The following is a 16,802-nucleotide window of genomic DNA, read 5'->3' as shown; positions in this document are numbered from 1 at the left end:
CGCGACCCGCTCCCCCGTGGCCGCTCGACGCGCGCCGACGTGCCGCCGGAGGCCGTTCCAGGCACGCTCCCCGGCCCTGCTCGACGCACGCTCCCCCCGGGACTACTTCACGGTCTGCCCGGACGGCGACTGGCTGTTCGTCTGCTCCAGCGCCCGCGCCGCCGCCACCCGGTCCAGGTCGTCCTGGCGGTGCCAGCCCCGGTCACCGCGGGCGAGCAGCCAGGCCGTGGCCTCCTCGGGCGGCATCGCGGCGGCCACCAGCCAGCCCTGCACCGCGTCGCAGCCCAGGTCCCGCAGCCGCTCCCACGTCTCGTCGTCCTCGACGCCCTCGGCGACCACGAGCAGGCCGAGCGAGTGTGCGAGGTCCACCGTGCAGCGGACGATCTCGGCGTCCTCGTTGTCGATGGCCAGCCTGGCCACGAAGGAACGGTCGATCTTGAGTTCGCTCACCGGCAGCCGCCGCAGATGCACCAGGGACGAGTAGCCGGTGCCGAAATCGTCCAGCGACATCTTGACGCCGTGCCCCGTCAGCGCCGCGAGCGTGTCCGCCGCTCGCTGGGGGTCTTCGAACAGCACATGTTCCGTGATCTCCAACTGGAGGGATCCGGCGGGGACTCCGTGCCGGGCGAGCCTCGCGGCCACCGAGCCTGCGAAGCCGGGTGTGTGCACGTCGCGCGGTGAGACGTTGACCGCCACCGGGACCATCAGCCCCTGGGCCCGCCAGCGGGCGACCTGCGCCAGGGCGGTGTCCAGGACGTACTCCGTGAGGTGCGGCATCAGGCCCGAGGACTCCGCGATGGCGATGAACTCGTCCGGGGAGACCCGCCCCCGCTCCGGGTGCACCCACCGGACCAGGGCTTCGAGCCCCGCGACCTGCCCGTCGAACTGGACCTTGGGCTGGTAGTGCAGCTCGACCTCGCGCGCGTCCAGAGCGCGTCGAAGGTCACCCAACAGGCCGAGCCGGTCAGGGGTGTTGCTGTCCCGTTTGGACTCGTAGACCTCGACGCCCGTACGGTCCCGCTTGGCCTGGTACATCGCCACGTCCGCGCGCCGCAGCAGCCCTTCCGCGTCGAGCGCGTGGTCGGGGAAGACGGCGACGCCCGCGCTGGCCTCCAGGACAAGAGTGAGGCCGTCGAGGTCGAGCGGGGAGGAGAACTCGGCGACCAGGTGACGGGCTATGCGCTGGGCGCTGGTCGTGGAGTCGGCCGTCGGGAGCAGCACCGCGAACTCGTCGCCGCCGAGCCGCGCGGCCTCCGCACCACGCGGCAGGGCCAGCCGGAGCCGGTCGGCTATCTGCAACAGCAGCCGGTCGCCCGCCAGATGGCCGAGTGTGTCGTTGACCGCCCTGAAGCGGTCCAGGTCGATGAGGATCAGGGCGGACCTGGCACCGATGCTCTCGGCCTCCTCCAGCGCCGGCCAGGCCCGCTCCAACAGCCATTGCCTGTTGGGCAGTCCGGTCAGCGGGTCCCGCAGCTGCTCCTCCGCCCTCGCCCTGGCGATCCACAGGGTGGAGTCCAGCGCGATCAGCGGTACGGAGAAGAGCGGCAGCAGGACCGGCAGGGCCACCGCGACCACGCAGATCAGCGGGGCTATGCCGAGCAGCGCGACCGCGACGAGCACCTGGCGGACCAGGGCCGTTCGGGCGACGCTGGGCAGTCGGCCGCTGCGCGGGGCGAGGGTGTACCAGAGCAGCAGCCTGGTGGTCAGCAGGTAGGCGGTGGCGGCCAGCACGACCTCGGGGATGTCGTCGATGCCCCATTCCAGCGGGTTCCAGGGCTTCTCGATGGTCGGTACGTCGCCGAACGCGGCCAGGACGAGCGCCGCGGCGCCGATGCCCAGGACGTCCACCGCGCCATGCAGCAACCCCAGCCGCCATCGGTTTCGGCGGGCCATGCCGACCAGCACCACGACGGCCAGGCTGACCAGACCGGCCGGCACCCACCCGTACAGCAGCTGGACGGCGAGCGTGAGGGCGGCGCCGGATCCTGTGCCGCCCCACCAGCGGTCGCGGCCGAGTGCCACCAGGTGGCCGACGATGATTCCGGTGAGTATGGCCAGCGACCAGCCGACCGCGCCGTCGGGGAACACCGGGTCGCCGATCACCACCGCGCGGCAGACCCCGATCACCAGCAGGAGGGCGGACAGCCCGACGACGACGGCGGGCAACGCCTTGGCGGCTCCCGCCCACCCGCGCAGCCGCGCAGCCGCCTCGACGCTCTCGGTCGGTTTCATTCCGTCCCTCTCACAGCTGGCGGTGCCCGTGCCACGCGATGGCCCCGTTGTCATGCCATCACGACTGGAATCCCTTCCCCGAGCTCTTCACGAGCAGGAGACACCCATTGCAGCCGTGCACGACAGGCGCACACCTCAACAGTAGGCCGCAGACGGCTCCGACGGGCAGCGGTCCACCGCTCTTGCCCGAATGCGACCCAGCCACCCGAATCCGTCTGCTATGCGCTGAACGGGTGGCCGGCGGCTGCGGCTCCTCCCCCCCTCACCTGCCCTTTCCCCGCCCCGCACCGCCCCTACTCCTCGGTGGGCACAGCCGCTTCGCGAGCCGCGTCGGGGCCCTCCTCCAAAAGGACGACAAAGCCCTCTTCGTTCAGAACCGGCACCTTCAACTGCATGGCCTTGTCGTATTTCGAACCGGGACTGTCGCCCACCACCACAAAGGCGGTCTTCTTCGAAACAGACCCGGTCACCTTCGCGCCGAGGCTCTGCAGTGCCTCCTTGGCGCCGTCCCGGGTGTGGTGCTGCAGCGTCCCGGTCACCACGACCGTGAGACCGTCCAGCGGACGCGGGCCCTGGCCCTCGCCGGAGCCCTCCTCCTCCATCCGGACCCCGGCCTCCCGCCACTTGCGCAGGATTTCCCGGTGCCAGTCCTCGTCGAACCACTGCTTGAGCGAGGCGGCGATGGTCGGCCCGACGCCCTCCACCGCGGCCAGCTCCTCCTCGGTCGCCTGCTCGATCCGCTCCAGCGAACGGAACTCGCGAGCCAGCGCCTCGGCCGCCACGGGCCCCACGTGCCGGATGGAGAGCCCGGTGATGACCCGGGCCAGCGGGCGCTCCTTGGCCGCGGCGATGTTATCCAGCATCGCGAGGGCGTTCTTCTTGGCCACCCCCTCCTGGTTGGCGAAGAAGGTGACGATCTTCTCCTCGCCCGTCTTCGGGTCCCGCTTGGGCAGACCCGAATCCTGGTCCAGGACATAGGACTTGATGGGCAGAAGCTGCTCGATGCGCAGGTCGAAGAGGTCGCCCTCGTCGCGCAGCGGCGGCTCGGCGGGCTCCAGCGGCCGGGTGAGCGCGGCTGCCGCGACATAGCCGAAGTTCTCGATGTCCAGCGACTTGCGGCCGGCCAGATAGAAGAGCCGCTCGCGCAACTGGGCTGGGCAGGAGCGGGCGTTGAGGCAGCGCAGATCGATGTCGGCCTCCTTCGCGTGCCCCAGCGTGCTGCCGCACTCGGGGCACTCGGAGGGCATCACGAACTCCCGCTCGCTGCCGTCCCGCAGGTCCGCGACGGGCCCGAGGATCTCCGGGATGACGTCGCCCGCCTTGCGCAGCACCACCGTGTCGCCGATGAGGACGCCCTTGGCCTTCACCACGTCCTGGTTGTGCAGCGTCGCGAACTCCACCTCGGAGCCCGCGACCGTCACCGGCTCGACCTGCGCGTACGGCGTGACGCGGCCGGTGCGGCCGACCCCCACCCGGATATTGACCAGCTTGGTGTTGACCTCCTCCGGCGCGTACTTCCAAGCGATCGCCCAGCGCGGCGCCCGCGAGGTCGAGCCGAGCCGGCCCTGCAGCCTGATCTCGTCGAGCTTGACGACCACACCGTCGATCTCATGCTCGATCGAGTGCCGGTTCTCGCCGAAGTAGGTGATGAACTCCCTTACTCCGTCGAGTCCTTCGACGACCTTGTTGTGCTTGGCGGTGGGCAGGCCCCACTCGCGCAGCAGCTCGTAGGCCTGCGAGAGCCGGTCGATGTCGAAGCCCTCGCGGGCGCCGATGCCGTGCACCACCATGTGCAGCGGGCGGCTCGCGGTGACCTTGGGGTCCTTCTGCCGCAGGGAGCCCGCCGCCGCGTTGCGCGGATTGGCGAAGGGCTTCTCCTCGGCGGCCACCAGCCGGGCGTTGAGCTCCTGGAACTTCTCCATCGGGAAGTAGACCTCGCCGCGGACCTCGACGAGGTCCGGGATCCGCTCGCCCTTCAGCCGCTCCGGGATGCCGTTGATCGTACGGACGTTGGGCGTGATGTCCTCGCCCGTGCGGCCGTCGCCGCGGGTCGCCGCGCGGGTCAGCCGCCCCTTCTCGTACGTCAGGTTGACCGCGAGGCCGTCCACCTTGGGCTCACACAGGAAGTGGTGCGGCACGTCGACCAGCTCATTGGCGACGCGCTCGCCCCACGCGGCCAGCTCCTCGTCGTCGAACGCGTTGTCCAGGGAGAGCATCCGCTCGCGGTGCTGGACGGCCGTGAACTCCGTCTCGTACGCACCGGCGACCTTCTGGGTCGGCGAGTCGGGCGTGCGCAGCTCGGCGTACTGCTCCTCCAGGGCCTCCAGCGAGCGGAGCAGCTTGTCGAACTCCGCGTCGCTGACGACCGGCTGGTCCTTCACGTAGTACCGGAAGCGGTGCTCCTCGATCTGCTCAGCGAGCTGCGCGTGCCGCTCCCGTGCCTCTGCGGGTACCGCTGCGTGCTGTTCGCCAGCCACCGTCTGTCCTCCCGTTGTGGAAACTCAACCCGTCACTCAGGGTTGTCTGCGAGCGATCTCGCCGCCCGGACGCACTGCGCGAGCGCCGCGCGGGCATACCCGGGAGAAGCCCCCTCGAGCCCGCACGAGGGAGTGATCACCACGGACTCGGCGAGAGTCCCCGGCGTCAGCCCCAGCCTGCGCCACAGCGTCCTGACACCCATGACGATATCTGCGGGGTCCGACAATCCGGCCGACGCGGCCTCGGTGGACGCCACGACTCCCGCGAAGAGCTGAGTGCCGCCCTCCACCGCTTCGCCGATCGTTTCCTCGTCACGCTCGGTGAGCAGCGAGAAATCGAATGAGACGCCTGCCGCACCGGCCCGCCGCAGCAGGGCGAACGGCACATCCGGCGCGCAGGAATGGACGATCACCGGGCCGCCCGCGTCGTGGTTGACGGCCATCACGTCCCGCAGCGTGCCCTCGACGACCTGCCGGTCGACCGATCGGTGCGTCCGGTATCCGCTCGCGGTCCTGACCTCGCCGCGCAGTACGTACGTCAGTGACGGCTCGTCGAGCTGGAGCACCACATCGGCGCCGGGCACCCGGCGACGTACATCCGCGAGGTGGTCGCGCAGACCTTCGGCGAGCGAGCCCGCGAGGTCCCGCACCGCGCCGGGGTCCCCCAGGACGGCCTGGCCGCTCCTGAGCTCCAGCGAGGAGGCCAGCGTCCAGGGCCCGACGGCCTGCACCTTGAGGGGTCCCGTGTAGCCCTGGGTGAACTCCTCAAGCGCGTCGAGGTCCTCCCCCAGCCAGGACCTGGCCCGCCGGGTGTCGCGCCCCGGCCGGTCGCTGATCCGCCAGCCGCTGGGCTCCACGTGCCCGTACATCTCGACGAGCATGCCGATGGACCGGCCGATCATGTCCGCGCCGGGCCCGCGCGCGGGCAGCTCCGGCAGGAACGGGAAGTCCTCGAAGGACCCGACGACGCTCTTCGCGGTCTCCCGCGCGTCCTCGCCCGGCATGGACCCGACGCCGGTGGCGGGGCCCCAGTTCACCTTGGCGGGCGGCCCACCGGGCGCGTCCCTCATGGGCTCGTTCATCGGCCCGGCCTTACGGTCAGGTCGTTGACCTCGGCGTCACGCGGCAGGTCGAGGGCCATCAGGATGGTCGTGGCGACGGACTCGGGGTCGATCCAGCGCGACGCGTCGTACTCCTTGCCCTCCTGGTGGTGCACCTTCTCCTGCATGGCGCTCGCGGTGCGGCCCGGATACACGGACGTGACACGCACGCCGTTGCCGTGCTCCTCCTGGCGCAGCGAGTCGGCGAGGGCCTTCAGGCCGTGCTTGCTCGCCGCGTACGCGCCCCATTCGGGTCCGGCGCTGAGACCGGCGCCGGAGTTGACGAAGAGCACATGACCCTTGTCCATGCGCAGTTGGGGCAGGAAGAGGCGGGTCAGCTCGGCGGGCGAGATCAGGTTCACGTTGAGCTGGCTGTGCCAGGCCTTGGTGCCGAGGTCGGCGATACGGCCGAGGTCCACGACGCCCGCGATGTGCAGCAGGGTGTCCACGCGCTCGGGCATCGGCTGGTGCGAGAAGGCCCAGGAGAGCCGGTCCGGATTTGCGAGGTCGCCGACGAGGGTGCGGGCGCCGGGCAGGCCGGCGGCGAGCTGCTTGGCGCGGCCCGCGTCGCGGGCCATCAGGACGATGTCGTCGCCGCGCTCGTGCAGTCGGCGGGCGACAGCGGCGCCGATGCCCGAGCCCGCCCCGGTGATCACATGTGTAGCCATACGGGCCATGCTCGCATCACTGCACGCCGGTCGACTCCTCAAGGTGGGCCAGCGCCGAGACGCCGTCCTCCGCGAAGAACACCAGGTCGCTGAGGGGCACCGGCAGGAAGCCCTCCGCCTCCATCCGCTGGAGCTGCTGCTTGAGGCCGTCGTAGAAGCCGGCGGCGTTGAGCAGCACCACCGGCTTGCTGTGCAGGCCGTGCTTCTTGAGTTCCAGGATTTCGGTGGCCTCGTCCAGCGTGCCGGTGCCGCCGACCATGACGACGATCGCTTCGGACCGGGAGAGCAGCAACGCCTTGCGCTCGGCGAGGTCCTTGGCGACGATCATCTCGTCTGCGTTCACACGGGCCTTGGCGGCCAGAAAATCCACCGATACGCCGACCAGGTGCCCGCCCGACTCCTGTACGCCGTCCGCGACCACCTTCATCAGACCGCTCTCGGATCCGCCCCACACCAGGGTGTGGCCGCCCTTGCCGAGAAGTTCGGCGAATTCGCGGGCGGGCCGGGTGTAGCGCTCGTCGAGGTCGGCGGCGGAGAGGAAGACGCAGATGTTCATCCCCCAACGTTACGACCGAAGTTCCGGGAAAGTTTTTTCCCGCGCACCGATGAGTTCCCGCGCGCCGCCCGGTCCCCATCGGTATGAGCAAATTGATTTCGCGTGACGGCACCCCCATCGCCTTCGAGCGCAGGGGCGAAGGGGCGCCGTTGGTCCTGGTGGGCGGTGCCTTCAGCACCGGTTCCTCGGAAGCACCACTGGCGGCGTTGCTCGCGCCGCACTTCTCCGTGGTCACCTACGACCGCCGGGGCCACGGGGCGAGTGGCGACACCGCTCCGTACGCGGTCGCGCGCGAGGTGGAGGATCTCGCCGCCCTCGTCGACGAGGAGGCCGCACCCGTGTCGGTATACGGTATTTCGTCGGGCGCCGCGCTGGTTCTGGAGGCGGCGGCGAGCGGGGTGCCGATGGGCAGACTCGCCGTGTACGAGCCGCCCTTCACCGTCGTCGACGACGGAGACCGGGCAGCCAAGGCGGCGTACTCGGTGCGGCTCGCCGCACTGCTGTCGGAGGGCGACCGCGAGGGCGCGGCCGAGCTGTTCATGACGCTGGTGGGGCTGTCGCCCCAGGTGCTGGCGCAGGTGCGCAAGGCGCCGGAGTGGCCGGACCTGGTGGCGGTGGCGCACACCCTCGCCTACGACGACGCGGTCATGGGCGACGGCACGGTGCCGGTGGAGCGGCTGGGGTCCGTACGACCGCCGGTCCTGGTCGTCGACGGCGGGGCGAGCCCGCAGGCGATGCGGGAGGCCGCCAAAACGGTCGCGAGGTCGGTACGCCGTGGCCGGCACCGCACGCTGACGGGGCAGGTCCACGACGTGGCGCCGCAGGTGCTCGCGCCGGTGCTGCGGGAGTTCTTCGCGGCGTAGGCGGGGCGGGCCGCCGCCGGGGCGGGCCCGGGGATCAGACGGAGGCGGAGGTCTTCGCCGCCCGGCTCGTCGTGGCGATGGTCGCCGAGCCGACCACGCGCGTGCCGTCGTACAGCACGATCGCCTGGCCGGGCGCGACGCCGCGCACCGGCTCGTCGAAGCTGACGTGGAGCTCGCCGTCCACCAGCTCCGCGGTGACCGGGGTCTCGTCGCCGTGCGCCCGCAGCTGCGCGGTGTACGTGCCGGGGCCCGCCGGGGCGACTCCGCACCATCGGGGCTTGATGGCGGTCAGCGCGCCGATGTCGAGGGCCTCCACAGGGCCCACCGTCACCGTGTTGTTCACCGGGGAGATGTCCAGGACGTAGCGCGGCTTGCCGTCGGCGGCGGGGTGGCCGATGCGCAGGCCCTTGCGCTGGCCGATGGTGAAGCCGAAGGCGCCGTCGTGCGAGCCGATCGTGGTGCCCGACTCGTCGACGATGTCGCCCTCCGCCTTGCCGCCGAGGCGGTCGGCGAGGAAGCCCTGGGTGTCGCCGTCGGCGATGAAGCAGATGTCGTGGCTGTCGGGCTTCTTCGCGACCGCCAGGCCGCGCCGCTCGGCCTCCGCGCGGATCTCGCCCTTGGTGGTGAGGGTGTCGCCGAGGGGGAACATCGCGTGCGCGAGCTGCCTCTCGTCGAGGACCCCGAGGACGTAACTCTGGTCCTTGGCCATGTCGCTCGCGCGGTGCAGCTCGCGGGTGCCGTCCTCGTTGAGGACGACCGTCGCGTAGTGGCCGGTGGCCACCGCGTCGAAGCCGAGCGCGAGCGCCTTGTCGAGCAGCGCGGCGAACTTGATCTTCTCGTTGCAGCGCAGGCACGGGTTCGGCGTGCGGCCCGCCTCGTACTCGGCGACGAAGTCGTCGACGACGTCCTCGCGGAAGCGCTCGGCGAGGTCCCAGACGTAGAAGGGGATGCCGATGACATCGGCGGCCCGGCGCGCGTCGCGCGAGTCCTCGATGGTGCAGCAGCCGCGCGCGCCGGTTCGGAACGACTGCGGGTTGGCGGACAGGGCGAGGTGGACGCCGGTCACGTCGTGCCCGGCCTCGGCGGCTCGGGCTGCGGCGACGGCGGAGTCGACTCCACCGGACATGGCGGCGAGGACACGGAGGGGGCGCGGGGTCTCAGTCATAGCTCCTCAAGGGTAGACGGAACCAAGGACAGCTCCGCAGGCGTTATCCGCTCATGGAACAGATCAGCAGACGCGCCTTGCTCATCGGGGGTGGCGCGGTCGTCGTGGGTGGGACGGCCGCGGTGTTCGGGGACGAGTTGTCCCGGCTGTGGTGGAGCGCGCCCGGCGTCCGCAAGCCGCGTACGGAGGGCGCGGTCGACCACGCGGGGGCCCAGTGGGTGGCCGCGTCCGCGGGGAATCTCCGGACGGCCGACCGGCCGGACGACTACGACATTGACCGGATCGTGATCCATACCACTGAGGGAAGTTACGGCACGGCCCTGCGGATCTTCCGCGACCCGGGGCACCAGGCCGCCGCGCACTACGTCGTGCGGGCCAAGGACGGGCACATCGCGCAGATGGCCCGGGAGCTGGATGTGGCTTACCACGCGGGAAACCGGTCGTACAACGAGCGCAGTGTCGGCATCGAGCACGAGGCGTTCGTCGCGCGGCCCGAGACCCTCACGGACGTGATGTACCGGTCGTCGGCCAGGCTGGCCGCCGGGATATGCGTCCGCTACGACATACCGGCCGACCGTGAGCACATCATCGGGCACGTCGAGGTGCCCGGCACCGACCACACCGACCCGGGACCGCACTGGAACTGGGACCGGTACATCAAGTTCGTACGCGGTGAACTGGCCAAGCGGGAGCGTGCCGAGGCCGGGAAGGAGAGCGGGAATGCCTGATCCGGATCCGGGAACCCCCGGCTCTCAGACGAGCCCCGCCGTGCGCGCCCGCTCCACCGCGGGGCCGATCGCGACCGCGACCGCGGCCACGTCCGCCTCGGTCGAGGTGTGCCCCAGCGAGAAGCGCAGGGTGCCGCGGGCCAGGTCGGGGTCGGTCCCGATGGCAAGCAGCACATGGCTGGGCTGGGCGACGCCGGCCGTGCAGGCCGATCCCGTCGAGCACTCGATGCCCTGCGCGTCGAGCAGCAGGAGCAGCGAGTCGCCCTCGCAGCCGGGGAAGGTGAAGTGGGCGTTGGCGGGGAGACGGCCGCCGGGGGCCGGGTCGCCGCCGAGGATCGCCTCGGGGACGGCCTCGCGCACGGCGTCGACCAGGGCGTCGCGCAGGCCGCCGATCCGCTCGGCGAAGCGTTCGCGCCGCTCGGTGGCCAGCCGGCCGGCCACCGCGAAGGAGGCGATGGCGGGGACGTCGAGGGTGCCGGAGCGTACGTGCCGCTCCTGGCCGCCGCCGTGCAGGACGGGGACCGGGGTGTACTCGCGGCCCAGGAGCAGGGCGCCGATGCCGTACGGGCCGCCGATCTTGTGGCCGGAGACGGTCATCGCGGCCAGCCCGGAGGCGGCGAAGTCGACCGGGAGCTGACCGACGGCCTGCACCGCGTCCGCGTGCAGCGGTACGTCGAACTCGCGCGCCACGTCGGCCAGTTCACGGACCGGCAGGATGGTGCCGATCTCGTTGTTGGCCCACATCACGGTGGCCAGGGCGACGTCGAAGGGGTCGCGCTCGATGGCCTCGCGCAGCGCCTCGGGGTGCACCCGCCCGTAGGAGTCGACCGGTAGGTACTCGACCGTGGCACCCTCGTGCTCGCCGAGCCAGTCCACGGCGTCCAGAACGGCGTGGTGCTCGACGGGGCTGGCCAGGACCCGCACTCTGCGCGGGTCGGCGTCACGCCGGGCCCAGTAAAGGCCCTTGACGGCGAGGTTGTCGGCCTCCGTGCCGCCCGCGGTGAAGACCACCTCGCTGGGGCGCGCGCCAAGGGCCTCCGCGAGCATCTCGCGGGCCTCCTCGGCGCTGCGGCGCGCCCGGCGGCCGGCGGCGTGCAGGGACGACGCGTTGCCGGTGACGGCGAGCTGGGCAGTCAACGCCAGAGCCGCCTCAGGAAGCATCGGGGTGGTCGCGGCGTGGTCGAGGTAAGCCATGGTGGGCTCGATTCTACGAGTCCATGGCGCGGAGGTTCGCCCCGCCCGCCGCAGCCCGGGCCGTTCAGCCGCCGAAGCTCCACGACACGGTGCCGTTGGCGGACATCACGGCGGCGAGCACGACCAGGTCGGCCACGCCGAGACCGAGGCCCAGCAGGGCGCGTCCGCGTCGCTCGGTGCCGCGCCACAGGGCCACGCCGGCCAGGGCGATGGCGGCGGGCCCCAGGAAGATGTTCATCACGAGCAGCCCGACGAGGCCGAGCACGAACGAGGCGACGGCCGTGCCGTCGGCGTCCCGGGTGCCGGTGCGGCGGCGGCGGGTGGATGCGGTGAGTTCCATGGTCTGCACGGCGCGGTCAGCTCCTTCGGGTGGATCGGCGCCCATGACGCTCACGGGCGGTGAACACGAGCAGCCAGCCGCAGATGGCAGCGGCGGCGACAAGGGTCACCGGGAGCGGGACGTGGGCCACCGGTCCCAGCGCGACCCCAAGCAGAAGCAGGGCGACCACGAGGATGATCATGTGAAGCCTCTCAGAATCGGGAGTACGACTGTTAACTGACTGCCCAGTCTAGTGTTTCCACACGCAGAGAACGGTTGTTTACTGAATGCCATGAGTCACATCGTCGGCGCCCGCCAGGCCCAGAAGCAGCGGACCCGCCAGTCCCTGCTGGACGCGGCACTGGTCCTGCTCGAACACCAGAGCCTCAGCAGCCTTGGCCTGCGCGAGGTGACCCGGGCCGTCGGCGTGGCCCCCACCGCGTTCTACCGGCACTTCAGGGACACGGCCGACCTCGGCGTCGCACTGGTCGATGAGGCCCTGGGCAGCCTGCACGGGATGATCCGCGCGGCCCTTGCCGCGACCGGCGACAGCGAGGAGCGCATCGACAGCACCGTCGGCCTCATCGCCCGCCATGTGCACGCGCACCCCGCCCATGTCCGTTTCGTCGCCCGCGAACGGCACGGCGGTGTCGAGCCGGTGCGCACGGCGATCGGCGAGCAACTGCGGCTCTTCGTCGAGGAGGTGACGGCCGCCCTGGCCGCGGCGCCCGGCTTCGCGGGCTGGAGCGAGGACGATCTGCGGATGCTGGCACATGTGTACGTCGACCACATGGTGATGACGGCCTCCGCGTTCCTGGAGGCGGAGGAGGGCGGCGATGAGCAGATCGAGGCCGCCGCCTCGCTGGCCCGCCGCCAGCTGCGCCTGGTCAGCCTCGGCCGCCGCCACTGGCTCGACTGACCAGGCCCCCGCCACGGGGCCGGACCGGCTCAGCGACGACCGCCACCGGCCGGACCGACCCAGCCACGGCCACCGCCGTCGCCCGGGCCGCCCCAGGCACCGCCGCCGTCCATGGGACCGCCCCAGTCGTCATGGCCGTCCGCCGGGCGGCCCCAGCCGTCACCGTCATCGCCGACCGGCCCCTCCCAGCCACCACCCTCACCACCGGCGGCCGGACCGACCCCGGGGCCCCACTCGCCACCGGCGCCGCCGAACTCCGGCCCCGCCCCGGCGACGTACGCATCGCCACCGCGACCACACCCGGCGCCGTACACACCGCCACCGCCCTCAGGGGCGTACACATCGTCACCGCCCCCGCCGCCGTACACACCCTCGCCCCGACCGCCCCCGCCCCCATCCATGCCACGGGCCCCCCTGTCCCCGCCCCCGTACAGCCCCACGACCGCCTCCGCCGCGCGTGCCAGCTCCTCCCACAGCTCTCGCGGGGACAGCACCTCCACATTCGCCCCGAAGCCCAGCAGCAGCGCACACGCCTCCGGGACCGATCCGAAGGCCAGCTCGACGCCCGCCCACTCCCCCGCCGCCTCCAGCACGGGTTCCGCCACCAAGTGCGCCGCCTGGACCCTTACGAACAGCTCCAGGCGCGACAGTCGCACCCGGCCGCGCACCCGCACCCCGGCGGCGCGTTCCTCCACCCGGCGCCGCAGCGCCTCCCACACGTCGGCCAGTTCCACCCCGGCCCGCCGCTCGGCCGCCGCGTCGGTGAGCGTGGCCTCGCGCACGCGGTCGGCGCGGAAGAGCCTGGGCTGCGACTCGTGGTCCGCGACGAGGTACCAGACGCCCGCCTTCACCACGAGCCCGTAGGGATCAACGGTGTACGTCCGTACCTCGTCCCCGCCACTGTGCCGGTAGCGCAGCAGCAGCCGGCGGTCCGTGAAGACCGCCGCGTGCAGCTGGGCCAGGTCGACCGCGGGCTGTGGTGCGCTCAGCCGGCGCACCGGGTCGATCAGGATGCGCCTGCTGGTGAGTTCGGCGGCGGGCCGGTGCGGTTCGGGCAGCGCGACCAGCACCTTGCGCATCGCGGAGCCGAGTGCCTCGTCGAGCCCGAGCGCGGCGTGCACCCCCTGCGCGGCCAGCACGAACAGGGCCCGCGACTCGTCGTTGGTCAGCCCCGTCACCTCGGTGCGGAACCCGGGCAGCAGCGCGATCCCGCCGTGCCGCCCGCGCTCCGCGTACACCGGGACGCCCGAGGCGGACAGCGACTCGATGTCGCGGTAGATGGTGCGTACGGACACTTCGAGCCGCTCGGCGAGGTCCGCGGCGGGGACCAGACCGCGGGTCTGGAGCAGCAGCAGGATCGAGAGCAGCCGGTCTGATTTCACGGCGCCATCCTCCGCGAAAATCCGGCGACGGCGGCAAGACGCCGCCGCCCGGACGGAAGTCCGTCCTGGCGGCGGCGGGTGTGACGGGTGGGACCGGGTCAGCGGCTGAGGCCGCGCTCGCCGCCGCGACCGTCCCTGCCCGGGCCCTCGTCCGTGTCGCACCGGATCTCTTCCTTGCGGACGTCCTCGGAGACTTCCCGCTGCTCGGTGACCTTGTCGGTCTCCAGGCGCACGCGCTCGACGCCGACGGTCTCCTTGCGGACGACGGGCCGTTCGGCGTGCAGAATCACCTCGGTCTCGTCCTCCTGGATGCGCGCACCGCGCGCGGGCCGGTCGGCGGCCGTGATGGGCTCATGGACGACCCGAACCTCCTCGTGGGAGACCGGCACGGTCTTGGTCACGTTCTCGGTGACGACGACCTTGCGCAGCCGGGCCCGGCCGACCTCGGCGCCCGCGCCAACTGCCGTGACTGGGCGACGAGACGGCCCGCGCTGTCCCAGACCTCCGCGTCCTCCTCCAGGAAGCCGCCCGCGAGGTTGCGGGTGGTGATGGAGACGCGCAGCGGGCCCGGCGCGGGGCGGCAGCGGATGTGGGTGGTGAGCTCGACGGTCGGCGTCCAGCCCTTGAGCCCCAGCTCGAAGGAGGTCGGCGGCAGGGCGTCGACCGTGAGCAGCAGCGAGAGCGGGTCGGCGTCGCGACCGTCGGCGAGGCCGAACCAGCCGCGCATCTCGCCCTTGCCCGAGGGTGCGCCGACCGCCCAGCCGACGGTGGCCGGGTCGAGCCTGATGTCGAGCCGCTCGGTGATCGCCGAGCTGCCGGGTATGACGCTCGGGCCGTCGCCGGTGCCCAGGCACTGGTCGTACGGCGGCAGGAGGGGCGGCTCGGCCGTCGTCCGTACGTCGTCGGGAAGGGCGTCCAGGTCGCCGTAGGAGGCCAGCACCCGGATCCGCTCGACCTCGGCGCCGTCGTCGCCGTACTGGAAGAGGGAGGCCTGGCCGGTGGAGAGGGTGCGTCCGGCGCGGACCACCTCGGTACGGATGACCGCCTTGCCCGGCACGGACGGCGTGAGGTAGTGCGCCGAGACCGTGAACGGGTCGGAGTGCGGCAGGGCGTCGCCGAGCGCGCGGCCGAGCAGCGCGAGGAGGTACCCGCCGTTGACCGCGTGGATGATCGTCCAGCCCGCGGAGAGCTCCGCGTCGTAGACGCCCGGTGCGCGCGGGGAAACGGCGGTGTCGCGGTCGAACTCGCTGTCCCCGATGGATGCCTGTGCCATGGAACGCAGGGTACACCGAGACCCTACTAAGCGGTAGCTTTTTCTTGCTCCTCGGCCTTCGCCGATGAACGGTTCCAGGCGCGTGGGGCCCGCCAGTGGTAGTGCAGCGCGAGCAGCCGCAGAGCGAAGGCGGTGATGACCGCGAGCCCGCTGGTCGCCGCGTTGAGCATGTCGAAGCGGATGCACAGCGCGACCATCGCGGCCCCGACGATCGCCGGGACGGCGTACAGGTCACGGTCCCAGCGCAGCAGCGAGGGCACTTCATTGGCGAGTACGTCACGCAGCACACCGCCGCCGACCGCGGTCGCAAGCCCCAGCGCGGCGGACGCGGTGAGGCCGAGCCCGTAGTCGTACGCCTTGGTGGTGCCCGTGACGCAGAACAGCCCGAGCCCCGCCGCGTCGAACGCCTGGACCGAGCCCTGGATGCGCTCCACCTCGGGGTGCAGGAAGAAGACCAGGGCCGCCGCGATGAGCGGGGTGGTGAAGTACCCGAGGTCGGTGAAGGCCGCCGGGGGGACGGCCCCGATGATCAGGTCGCGGAACAGCCCTCCGCCCAGCGCCGTGACCTCTGCGAGTACCGCGATGCCGAAGACGTCAAAGTTCTTGCGTACGGCGAGCAGTGCGCCGGAGATCGCGAAGACGAAGATCCCGACGATGTCGAGGGCGTGCTGGACGGAGGGCGTGAAGAGTTCGTGGAACACCGGCTCAGTGTGCCGCCTCTATTCCTTGCCGATGTCCTTCGTGCTCTCGGGCGACGTCGCGTCGCCCTCGGTGGCCGAAGTGGCCGGAGCCTCCGCGTCCGGGGCCTGCGCGTGCGCGGTCGCCGCCGGCGTCGCGTCGACCAGCACGACCGCCTCGCGGGCGGTCTCCAGGATCGTGGACTCGGGCGCCTGGTCGGGTGCGTTCTCCGGGTGGTGGCAGGCCACCTGGTGACCGGTCTTCAGGGCCACCAGCGGCGGCTCCGTGGTCTTGCACACCTCGGTCGCCTTCCAGCACCGCGTGTGGAACCGGCAGCCCGAAGGCGGCGAGATCGGCGAGGGCACGTCGCCCGTGAGCAGAATGCGCTCACGCTTGCCCTTACTGCGCGGGTCCGGCACCGGGACGGCGGACAGCAGCGCCTTGGAGTACGGGTGCATCGGCGACTCGTACAGCGCCCTGCGGTCCGCGATCTCCACGATCTTGCCGAGGTACATCACCGCGATGCGGTCCGAGACGTGCCGGATGACCGACAGGTCGTGCGCGATGATCACATACGTCAGGCCCATCTCCTGCTGGAGGTCGTCCAGCAGGTTCACGACCTGCGCCTGGATGGACACATCGAGCGCCGAGACCGGCTCGTCCGCCACCACGAGCTTGGGCTTGAGCGCGAGCGCGCGGGCGATGCCGATGCGCTGGCGCTGGCCGCCGGAGAACTCGTGCGGATAGCGGTTGTAGTGCTCGGGGTTGAGCCCGACGCGGTCCAGGAGGGCCTGGACCTCCTTCTTCACGCCGCCCGTGGGCTCGATGCCCTGGAGCTTGAACGGCGCGCTGATGATCGTGCCGACCGTGTGGCGCGGGTTCAGCGAGGAGTACGGGTCCTGGAAGATCATCTGTACGTCGCGGCGCAGCGGACGCATCTTCCCGGTGCCCAGGTGGGTGATGTCCTGGCCCTCGAACTCGATCTTCCCGCTGGTCGGTTCGAGCAGCCGGGTGATCAGCCGCCCCATCGTCGACTTGCCGCAGCCCGACTCACCGACAATGCCGAGGGTCTCCCCCGGGCGTACGTCGAAGTCGAGTCCGTCGACGGCCTGGACGGCGCCGACCTGGCGCTGGAGAAGCCCCTTCTTGATGGGGAAGTGCTTCACCAGCCCGCTCACCTTGAGCAGGGGCTCAGGCGATGAGATGGCCTTCTCCGGATTCGGCATCGCTGGATCCTTGGGGTCTTTT

General features: G+C 71.6%; 16 protein-coding genes and 1 pseudogene. 3 read left to right on the top strand and 14 right to left on the bottom strand.

What is annotated here, in order from left to right:
• Positions 1-102: 102 nt before the first annotated feature.
• From QMK30_RS03820 to QMK30_RS03800, 5 genes are all read right to left on the bottom strand, one after another.
• A complete protein-coding gene (locus QMK30_RS03820) occupies positions 103-2,286 on the bottom strand; it encodes a putative bifunctional diguanylate cyclase/phosphodiesterase (RefSeq protein ID WP_349362038.1) in 2,184 nt (727 codons plus the stop codon).
• 239 nt (positions 2,287-2,525) lie between these two features.
• Positions 2,526-4,709 (bottom strand): NAD-dependent DNA ligase LigA, encoded by a 2,184-nt coding sequence (ligA, locus tag QMK30_RS03815; RefSeq protein WP_283515696.1) that lies wholly within the window; start codon positions 4,707-4,709, stop codon positions 2,526-2,528.
• 32 nt (positions 4,710-4,741) lie between these two features.
• Positions 4,742-5,791: a methionine synthase gene (locus QMK30_RS03810; RefSeq protein WP_283515695.1), complete on the bottom strand. Its 1,050-nt coding sequence runs from the start codon at positions 5,789-5,791 to the stop codon at positions 4,742-4,744.
• A complete protein-coding gene (locus QMK30_RS03805; protein ID WP_283515694.1) occupies positions 5,788-6,477 on the bottom strand; it encodes an SDR family oxidoreductase in 690 nt (229 codons plus the stop codon). The genes QMK30_RS03810 and QMK30_RS03805 overlap by 4 nt, the downstream gene beginning before the upstream one ends.
• 16 nt (positions 6,478-6,493) lie before the next feature.
• Entirely contained in the window at positions 6,494-7,033 is a 540-nt protein-coding gene (locus QMK30_RS03800; RefSeq protein ID WP_283515693.1) for an LOG family protein, read from the bottom strand.
• Between the two features lie 83 nt (positions 7,034-7,116).
• On the opposite strand from QMK30_RS03800, the gene QMK30_RS03795 reads away from it, so the two are divergent.
• Positions 7,117-7,896: an alpha/beta fold hydrolase gene (locus QMK30_RS03795; protein WP_283515692.1), complete on the top strand. Its 780-nt coding sequence runs from the start codon at positions 7,117-7,119 to the stop codon at positions 7,894-7,896.
• A gap of 34 nt (positions 7,897-7,930) precedes the next feature.
• Here QMK30_RS03795 and mnmA read toward each other — a convergent pair whose 3' ends face one another.
• Entirely contained in the window at positions 7,931-9,061 is a 1,131-nt protein-coding gene (gene mnmA, locus QMK30_RS03790; protein ID WP_283515691.1) for a tRNA 2-thiouridine(34) synthase MnmA, read from the bottom strand.
• 53 nt (positions 9,062-9,114) lie between these two features.
• Between mnmA and QMK30_RS03785 the strand changes: the two genes are divergently transcribed.
• On the top strand, positions 9,115-9,789 hold the full coding sequence (locus QMK30_RS03785; RefSeq protein WP_283515690.1) for an N-acetylmuramoyl-L-alanine amidase: 675 nt from the start codon (positions 9,115-9,117) through the stop codon (positions 9,787-9,789).
• Positions 9,790-9,813: 24 nt separating this feature from the next.
• Here QMK30_RS03785 and QMK30_RS03780 read toward each other — a convergent pair whose 3' ends face one another.
• The 3 genes from QMK30_RS03780 to QMK30_RS03770 form a co-directional block, all read right to left on the bottom strand.
• Entirely contained in the window at positions 9,814-10,983 is a 1,170-nt protein-coding gene (locus tag QMK30_RS03780; RefSeq protein WP_283515689.1) for a cysteine desulfurase family protein, read from the bottom strand.
• Between the two features lie 64 nt (positions 10,984-11,047).
• Positions 11,048-11,323 (bottom strand): DUF4190 domain-containing protein, encoded by a 276-nt coding sequence (locus QMK30_RS03775; RefSeq protein WP_283515873.1) that lies wholly within the window; start codon positions 11,321-11,323, stop codon positions 11,048-11,050.
• 16 nt (positions 11,324-11,339) lie between these two features.
• Entirely contained in the window at positions 11,340-11,504 is a 165-nt protein-coding gene (locus QMK30_RS03770) for a hypothetical protein (RefSeq protein ID WP_283515688.1), read from the bottom strand.
• A gap of 90 nt (positions 11,505-11,594) precedes the next feature.
• Here QMK30_RS03770 and QMK30_RS03765 point away from each other — a divergent pair, with 90 nt between their 5' ends.
• Positions 11,595-12,221, top strand: coding sequence for a TetR family transcriptional regulator (locus QMK30_RS03765; RefSeq protein ID WP_283515687.1), 627 nt, complete (start codon positions 11,595-11,597; stop codon positions 12,219-12,221).
• Positions 12,222-12,643: 422 nt separating this feature from the next.
• Here QMK30_RS03765 and QMK30_RS03760 read toward each other — a convergent pair.
• The 5 genes and pseudogenes from QMK30_RS03760 to QMK30_RS03740 all read right to left on the bottom strand — a co-directional run.
• A pseudogene (locus tag QMK30_RS03760) lies at positions 12,644-13,603 on the bottom strand (helix-turn-helix transcriptional regulator); the annotation flags it as partial.
• 98 nt (positions 13,604-13,701) lie between these two features.
• Positions 13,702-14,004, bottom strand: a complete 303-nt coding sequence (locus tag QMK30_RS03755) for a YsnF/AvaK domain-containing protein (protein WP_502963056.1) — start codon at positions 14,002-14,004, stop codon at positions 13,702-13,704.
• On the bottom strand, positions 14,001-14,876 hold the full coding sequence (locus QMK30_RS03750; RefSeq protein ID WP_283515686.1) for a thioesterase family protein: 876 nt from the start codon (positions 14,874-14,876) through the stop codon (positions 14,001-14,003). Before QMK30_RS03750 ends, QMK30_RS03755 begins: the two co-directional genes overlap by 4 nt.
• 26 nt (positions 14,877-14,902) lie before the next feature.
• Positions 14,903-15,577, bottom strand: coding sequence for a trimeric intracellular cation channel family protein (locus QMK30_RS03745; protein WP_283515685.1), 675 nt, complete (start codon positions 15,575-15,577; stop codon positions 14,903-14,905).
• An 18-nt stretch (positions 15,578-15,595) separates the two neighbouring features.
• Positions 15,596-16,780: an ABC transporter ATP-binding protein gene (locus QMK30_RS03740; protein ID WP_283515684.1), complete on the bottom strand. Its 1,185-nt coding sequence runs from the start codon at positions 16,778-16,780 to the stop codon at positions 15,596-15,598.
• Between the last annotated feature and the right edge of the window lie 22 nt (positions 16,781-16,802).

It is taken from the genome of Streptomyces sp. H27-C3, assembly GCF_030063415.1.
GTDB lineage: Bacteria > Actinomycetota > Actinomycetes > Streptomycetales > Streptomycetaceae > Streptomyces.
Note: the sequence above shows the minus strand (reverse complement) of the source record. Positions and strands in the feature narration are given on the sequence as shown.

Excerpts from the sequence above, each read along its gene's own strand:
- QMK30_RS03820 (WP_349362038.1), bottom strand. The coding sequence starts at position 2,286 with ATGACAACGGGGCCATCGCGTGGCACGGGCACCGCCAGCTGTGAGAGG.
- QMK30_RS03810 (WP_283515695.1), bottom strand. The coding sequence starts at position 5,791 with ATGAACGAGCCCATGAGGGACGCGCCCGGTGGGCCGCCCGCCAAGGTG.
- QMK30_RS03805 (WP_283515694.1), bottom strand. The coding sequence starts at position 6,477 with ATGGCTACACATGTGATCACCGGGGCGGGCTCGGGCATCGGCGCCGCT.
- QMK30_RS03800 (WP_283515693.1), bottom strand. The coding sequence starts at position 7,033 with ATGAACATCTGCGTCTTCCTCTCCGCCGCCGACCTCGACGAGCGCTAC.
- QMK30_RS03795 (WP_283515692.1), top strand. The coding sequence starts at position 7,117 with ATGAGCAAATTGATTTCGCGTGACGGCACCCCCATCGCCTTCGAGCGC.
- mnmA (WP_283515691.1), bottom strand. The coding sequence starts at position 9,061 with ATGACTGAGACCCCGCGCCCCCTCCGTGTCCTCGCCGCCATGTCCGGT.
- QMK30_RS03785 (WP_283515690.1), top strand. The coding sequence starts at position 9,115 with ATGGAACAGATCAGCAGACGCGCCTTGCTCATCGGGGGTGGCGCGGTC.
- QMK30_RS03780 (WP_283515689.1), bottom strand. The coding sequence starts at position 10,983 with ATGGCTTACCTCGACCACGCCGCGACCACCCCGATGCTTCCTGAGGCG.
- QMK30_RS03775 (WP_283515873.1), bottom strand. The coding sequence starts at position 11,323 with ATGGAACTCACCGCATCCACCCGCCGCCGCCGCACCGGCACCCGGGAC.
- QMK30_RS03770 (WP_283515688.1), bottom strand. The coding sequence starts at position 11,504 with ATGATCATCCTCGTGGTCGCCCTGCTTCTGCTTGGGGTCGCGCTGGGA.
- QMK30_RS03765 (WP_283515687.1), top strand. The coding sequence starts at position 11,595 with ATGAGTCACATCGTCGGCGCCCGCCAGGCCCAGAAGCAGCGGACCCGC.
- QMK30_RS03750 (WP_283515686.1), bottom strand. The coding sequence starts at position 14,876 with ATGGCACAGGCATCCATCGGGGACAGCGAGTTCGACCGCGACACCGCC.
- QMK30_RS03740 (WP_283515684.1), bottom strand. The coding sequence starts at position 16,780 with ATGCCGAATCCGGAGAAGGCCATCTCATCGCCTGAGCCCCTGCTCAAG.